Annotated in this window: 6 protein-coding genes; 4 read left to right on the top strand and 2 right to left on the bottom strand. The window is 59.0% G+C overall.

Features of this window, described 5'->3' with window-relative positions:
* A partial coding sequence (locus PFH44_RS23445; RefSeq protein ID WP_283826312.1) for a molybdopterin-dependent oxidoreductase occupies positions 1–984 on the bottom strand: 984 nt, incomplete at its 3' end.
* A 748-nt stretch (positions 985–1,732) separates the two neighbouring features.
* Between PFH44_RS23445 and sapC the strand changes: the two genes are divergently transcribed.
* From sapC to sapF, 3 genes are read left to right on the top strand one after another with little or no spacing between them, the layout of a single operon-like run.
* Positions 1,733–2,623 carry a putrescine export ABC transporter permease SapC gene (gene sapC / locus PFH44_RS23440; RefSeq protein ID WP_045855078.1) on the top strand — a complete coding sequence of 297 codons (891 nt, stop codon included), beginning with the start codon at positions 1,733–1,735 and terminating at the stop codon, positions 2,621–2,623.
* Entirely contained in the window at positions 2,623–3,615 is a 993-nt protein-coding gene (sapD, locus tag PFH44_RS23435; protein ID WP_045855077.1) for a putrescine export ABC transporter ATP-binding protein SapD, read from the top strand. Before sapC ends, sapD begins: the two co-directional genes overlap by 1 nt.
* Before the next feature lies 1 nt (position 3,616).
* Positions 3,617–4,426 carry a peptide ABC transporter ATP-binding protein SapF gene (sapF, locus tag PFH44_RS23430; protein WP_045855076.1) on the top strand — a complete coding sequence of 270 codons (810 nt, stop codon included), beginning with the start codon at positions 3,617–3,619 and terminating at the stop codon, positions 4,424–4,426.
* A 71-nt stretch (positions 4,427–4,497) separates the two neighbouring features.
* Here sapF and PFH44_RS23425 read toward each other — a convergent pair whose 3' ends face one another.
* Positions 4,498–5,874, bottom strand: coding sequence for a purine-cytosine permease family protein (locus PFH44_RS23425; protein ID WP_283826313.1), 1,377 nt, complete (start codon positions 5,872–5,874; stop codon positions 4,498–4,500).
* Between the two features lie 312 nt (positions 5,875–6,186).
* Here PFH44_RS23425 and PFH44_RS23420 point away from each other — a divergent pair.
* On the top strand, positions 6,187–6,717 hold a 531-nt coding region (locus PFH44_RS23420; RefSeq protein ID WP_283826311.1), incomplete at its 3' end, for a HutD/Ves family protein.

The following is a 6,717-nucleotide window of genomic DNA, read 5'->3' as shown; positions in this document are numbered from 1 at the left end:
GCTGCCGGGTTTACAAATGGCGCCGGTAGCGAGGTGTAGATTGCAGATGGCATTGGTGTTCCAGGTACCGTGGGTGCTTTGGTTTAGCCCCATTGTCCAGCAGCTCATCCAGGATTTGGCTTCCCCTAACATCTGCGCCGCACGGCGAATGTCGCTCTCGGGAATGCCGGTTACGGCGCTGACTTTATCCGGGGGATAGTCCGCTAAAAACTCAGGCATGGCCTCCCAGCCTTCGGTGTACTGCATGATAAATTCAGGATCGGTATGACCGGCGGCGTGCAGCAAATGCAGCAGTCCGTTAAGCAGCGCGAGGTCTGTCCCGGGCTTTATCTGCATAAATAAATGGGCTTTATCCGCCGTCGCGGTGCGCCGGGGGTCAACCACGATCAGCTTCGCACCGGCTTTGACCCGATCCATCATCCGGAGAAAGAGAATCGGGTGACAATCGGCCATGTTGGCACCAATGACAAAAAACGCCTCGGCCTGGTCAAAATCCTGATAGGAGCCCGGGGGGCCATCTGAACCCAGAGAGAGTTTGTAGCCGCTGCCTGCGCTGGCCATGCAGAGCCGGGAGTTCGACTCAATCTGGTTGGTTCCGATATAGCCCTTGCACAGCTTGTTTGCCAGATACTGCGCTTCCAGCGACATCTGCCCTGAAACATAAAGGGAAATGGCATCAGGGCCCTCTTTATTCAGGATTTCCCTGAGGCGCCCGGCGGTCTCTTTTATGGCGGCATCCATCGCCGTTTGGATCGGATCGTCCTTGCGGTCGTGCCTCAGGAATGCGGACTCCATTCGCCCGGAATCGCGGAGAGCCTGGGCGCTGGTGGAGCCTTTTGTGCATAAGCGGCCAAAGTTCGTAGGATGCGTTTTGATGCCTGACACCTTGATGACCTTTTCCCCCTGAACCTCGAGGGCCATACCACAGCCCACTCCGCAGTAGGGGCAAACGGTTTTCACTGCTATAGCGGGCTCGGTGTTCATGCCAGTCGCTCCTGAATGGTTGTCATCCTGTCGGGCAGAAAGACCTTTGACGGTCATTGCTCAAACGATAAAAAAAGCGCCCATTCCTCCCTGAACACCGGTATCAATCGATGTGGGGAAGTATGGGCGCCGTTGTCCAGCCTGAATCCCCCCTTCGTTGGGAGTGATTCAGGTTTTTATTGCGATCGTGAAGGGTATAAAGCAAGAACGGTGCCATCGTTATATTTCTACGTACATAGCAACGGTATTGGCAGCCAGGCAGAGAGGCTTGCACCAAAGAGCGGCAACGGAATGGATATCTGTCCTGATTTAGTGCGGTTGCGCGCGACCGCTATCGTGGTGCAAACCCTCCGGTCAGCCCTACCCTGAACGCCTCCCTGTGCTCCAGGGCATGAAATAATGATACGGTCGGATTATCGCCAGTCGGCGGCTGAGCGGCTTTCCCGTTCCCTCTGTCGCGGTAAAAGAATGTTATACTGCCGGATATAGACAGCCTGACATTCAGATCCTGAGCCTCTGAAATGACCTCGATTATGTCTTTTTTGCCAGGGGCAGTTCTTAATTTTGCGTCGGTGAGCAATGGGACACTCCGGGAGAAGAGATACGCAGCAGCGTACGCTTTTTGCACAGAGTGATAACCGTCAAATAAGTGCGCAAGATTAACGCATTAACTGTCGGCAAGGCATTGATACTAGCGGAAACTTTAAAAAGACATACAGCATGACTAACAAGATTAAAACGGATTCATATGCCTTACGATAGCGTGTACCTGGAGAAGCGCCCCCCGGGCGCGCTGCGCACCGTGTGGCGCAAATTCTACGGCGACACCAGCGCCATGATCGGCCTGTACGGCTGCGCCGGGCTGATTCTGCTGTGCGTTTTTGGCGGCTGGTTTGCCCCTTACGGCATCGATCAGCAGTTCCTCGGCTATCAGCTGCTGCCGCCCTCATGGTCGCGCTACGGCGAGGTGTCGTTCTTTCTCGGCACCGACGATCTCGGCCGCGACGTCCTGAGCCGTCTGCTGAGCGGCGCGGCGCCCACCGTCGGCGGCGCGTTCGTCGTCACCTTCGGCGCCTCGCTGTTTGGCCTGGTGCTCGGCGTGATTGCCGGTTCGACCCACGGCCTGCTGTCGGCGATGTTGAACCACGTCCTCGATACCCTGCTGTCGATTCCGTCGCTGCTGCTGGCGATTATCGTCGTCGCCTTTGCCGGACCGCATCTGAGCCACGCCATGTTCGCCGTCTGGCTGGCGCTGCTGCCGCGCATCGTGCGTTCGGTCTATAGCATGGTGCACGACGAGCTGGAAAAAGAGTACGTTATTGCCGCCCGGCTCGACGGCGCCTCAACGCTGAATATTCTCTGGTTCGCGGTCCTGCCCAATATCACTTCCGGGCTGGTGACCGAGATTACCCGCGCGCTGTCGATGGCGATCCTCGATATTGCCGCGCTGGGCTTCCTCGACCTCGGCGCGCAGCTCCCCTCTCCGGAGTGGGGGGCGATGCTCGGCGACGCGCTGGAGCTGATTTACGTGGCTCCGTGGACGGTGATGCTGCCGGGCGCCGCCATTATGATTAGCGTCCTGCTGGTTAACCTGCTGGGCGACGGTATCCGCCGCGCAATTATCGCCGGGGTGGAATAATGCCGCTGCTCGATATTCGCAATTTAACCATCGAATTCAAAACCAACGAAGGCTGGGTCAAAGCCGTCGATCGCGTCAGCCTGACCCTCAACGAGGGCGAAATTCGCGGGCTGGTCGGCGAATCAGGTTCCGGTAAAAGCCTGATTGCCAAAGCGATATGCGGCGTAACCAAGGACAACTGGCGGGTCACCGCCGACCGCATGCGCTTCGACGATATCGACCTGCTGCGCCTCTCCAGCCGCGAACGCCGCAAGCTGATTGGCCACAACGTGTCGATGATCTTCCAGGAGCCGCAGTCCTGTCTCGACCCCTCCGAACGGATCGGCCAGCAGCTGATGCAGAACATTCCCGGCTGGACCTTTAAGGGCCGCTGGTGGCAGCGTCTCGGCTGGCGCAAACGCCGGGCGATAGAGCTCCTGCACCGCGTGGGCATCAAGGATCATAAAGACACAATGCGCAGTTTCCCCTACGAGTTAACCGACGGGGAGTGTCAGAAGGTAATGATCGCCATCGCCCTTGCCAACCAGCCGCGCCTGCTGATCGCCGATGAGCCGACTAACGCGATGGAACCCACCACCCAGGCGCAAATTATCCGCCTGCTGACGCGGCTCAATCAGAACAACAGCACCACTATCCTGCTGATCAGCCACGACCTGCAGATGCTGAGCAAATGGGCGAACAGAATCAACGTCATGTACTGCGGGCAAACCGTGGAATCAGCGCCGAGCGAAGAGCTGGTCACCACGCCCCATCACCCCTACACCCAGGCGTTAATCCGCGCGATCCCCGATTTTGGCAGCGCGCTGCCGCACAAAAGCCGCCTGAACACCATGCCGGGGGCCATTCCGCTGCTTGAGCAGCTGCCGATCGGCTGCCGACTCGGGCCGCGCTGCCCGTACGCCCAGCGCAAATGCATCGAAGCCCCGCGGCTGACCGGCGCGCGGGCGCATCTGTACGCCTGTCATTTCCCGCTGAACATGGAGAAAGAGTGAAATGGTCGAAACGTTGCTCGAAGTGCGCAATCTGAGTAAGACCTTTCGCTATCGTACCGGCTGGTTTCGTCGTCAGACGGTGGAAGCGGTCAAGCCGCTGAGCTTTACGCTGCGCGAGCGTCAGACTCTGGCGATCATCGGCGAGAACGGCTCGGGGAAATCCACGCTGGCGAAAATGCTGGCCGGCATGATTGAACCCAGCGCCGGCGAGCTGCTGATTGACGACCGCCCGCTGGCATTCGGCGACTACTCGTTCCGCAGCCAGCGTATCCGCATGATTTTCCAGGATCCGTCAACTTCGCTGAACCCGCGGCAGCGCATTTCGCAGATCCTCGACTTTCCGCTGCGTCTGAACACCGAGCTTGAGCCGGAGGCGCGGCAGAAGCAGATTATTGAGACGCTGCGGATGGTCGGCCTGCTGCCGGACCACGTCAGCTACTACCCGCATATGCTGGCGCCGGGGCAAAAGCAGCGTCTGGGCCTTGCGCGCGCGCTGATCCTGCGGCCGAAGGTCATTGTCTGCGATGAGGCGCTGGCGTCGCTGGATATGTCGATGCGTTCGCAGCTGATCAACCTGATGCTGGAGCTGCAGGAAAAACAGGGGATTTCATATATCTACGTTACCCAGCATTTAGGCATGATGAAGCATATTAGCGATCAGGTTCTGGTGATGCATCAGGGGGAAGTAGTGGAGCGCGGCAGCACCGCTGACGTGCTGGCTTCGCCGCTGCATGACCTGACCAAGCGGCTGATCGCCGGCCACTTTGGCGAAGCGCTGACCGCCGACGCGTGGCGCAAAGACGGTAAATAGACCCTCAATCACCCGGGTAAGGCTGGCGCCTTGCCCGGGCCCGTTGCTTAGCGGTGCCCGCAGCCGCGTTCTCAGCCCGGAAGTATGGTTTGCGCCGGCAGCACCCGCCGGTCAAAGCGACGCAGCGAGTAGTACAGCAGCCCGGTGGCGAACCAGCCGATAATCCACGACACGTCGTTACCGGCGAATATCCACGTCAACGAGCCGTGGAACAGCGGGTTCTCGATAAACGGCAGCTGGATAAGCACCCCCACCACGTAGATGGTTATGGCGTAAATATTCCAGTAGCCGTAGCGTTTTTTCGGATCAGAGAGCGCGGGAATATCCACGGCGCCGGCAGAGATAAGATAGTAATCGGTGAGGCTAATGGCGCTCCACGGAACGAAAAACGCCAGCAGGAACAGCAGGAAGTGGGTGAAGTTCTTCAGAAACGCCGGCTCGCTCAGCAGCGCGATAATGCACGATATTGACACCATCAGAACCACGAAGATAAGGCGCGATCGCTGCGATAGCGACGTCTGGCGGCGAAAGCCGGAAACGATGGTGCTCAGCGACATAAAGCTGCCGTAGGCATTGAGCGTCGTGAAGGTGATTTTGCCGAAGCAGATCGCAAAGTAGATAACCATAGCCATCACCTGGCTTTTACCTAATCCTACGATAAAGCTCACTTCATGCCCGGGGAAAGCGCTGCCGGCAATGGCCGCCGTCAGCACGCCCAGGGTCATTGACGCCTGGGTGCCAAGCACCGTACCGCTAAAGACGCAGAAAAAGGTTTTCGCCCCCGATACGTTGCTCGGCAAATAGCGCGAGTAGTCGGAAACGTACGGGCAGAAGGCTATCTGCCACGACGAGGAGAGCGACACGGCCAGCAGGAACATCGGCAGGGAGAAATGGCTATTCTGCGCGATGGTCGACAGGTCTGCGGAGAGCAGCAGCGTAATAAACAGATAGGCAAACGCCAGCACGCCGACGATGCTCGCCACTTTGCCCAGCTTATGGATCACCCGATAGCCCAGCACGGCAATGACGATGATAATCGCGCTGAACAGCAGCATGCCGGTGACGTTTGAGACCGACAGCAGCCTTGCCATCGCCTGCCCGGCAAGGACGGTGCCGCTGGCGGAAAAGCCAACGTACATAATGCAGACCAGCACCAGCGGAACCACCGCGCCAAAAACGCCAAACTGCGCGCGGCTGATGATCATCTGCGGCAGCCCCAGGCGCGGGCCCTGCAGGGCGTGCAGCGACATCACCGCGGCCCCCAGAACCTGCCCCAGCAGCAGGCCAATCAGCGACCACACCACGTCACCGCCCAGCACCACGGCCAGCGCGCCGGTAACGATAGCGGTAATCTGCAGATTGCCGCCAAACCACAGCGTAAACTGGCTGAAAGGATGTCCATGTCTCTCGCCTTCGGGGATAAAATCGATCGAGCGCGTTTCCGTTATGCGCTGTTCACTGCCTTTTGACTGCCCATCTGTTGAAGAAAAAGAAGACATAGTTTCCTCGCTATAATCGGTTTTCCAACCGCCAGGGACCCGGGTTTCTTGCATCTACGCGCATTGTCGTAGGGTCCGCACATATGACAGATCATGTATATACAAGCATTGACAACCACGCGCACCGCGCACATGATAAATTTGTGATGAAGATGTAAATATTTTGTGTGATATAAATAAACAAAAAAGCAACATCCCGTCGCAGCCTAACGTGTGCGATGCGCGCCCCCTAACCTCCATCCAGCAGAGGTCTCAACTTCGATGATCGTCTCTTTTCAGCTATCCTCCCTGCCCGTCACGCCGTGGAAAAACGGCGGCGGCGAAACCCGTGAAATCGTCAGCGTGCCGTCGCCCGATGCGCCGTTTCTCTGGCGGGCCAGCATCGCCACGTTACAAAGCGACGGACCGTTTTCACCCTTTCCGGGCGTGGATCGGGTGATAACCCTGATAGACGGCGGCTCGCTGTGGCTGCGCGGCGGAGATATCGCCCATCACCTGCACCTGTGGGAGCCGTGGGCCTTTGCCGGCGAATGGCCGCTGGCCAGCGAGGGGATTGCGCAGCCGGGGCTGGACTTCAACATAATGACCCAGCGTAGCCGGGCCACGGCGCAGGTGAGCGTGGTGTCCAGCGCGCAGCGGCCCGGCGCGACGGGAGTCGCCTGGGTGCTGCGAGGACGCTGGCAGCTGGGGGAGCAGCTGCACGCTGCCGGGAGCGGCATCTGGTGGCAGGATACGCCGCCGGGGGAGCTTCTCCCGCACTCCGCCGACGCCAGGCTGCTGCTGGCGAGCCTG

Source organism: Klebsiella sp. Ech2A (assembly GCF_030078455.1).
In the GTDB taxonomy this organism is placed as follows: domain Bacteria; phylum Pseudomonadota; class Gammaproteobacteria; order Enterobacterales; family Enterobacteriaceae; genus Klebsiella; species Klebsiella terrigena.
This window is presented reverse-complemented; position numbering and strand designations above follow the sequence as displayed.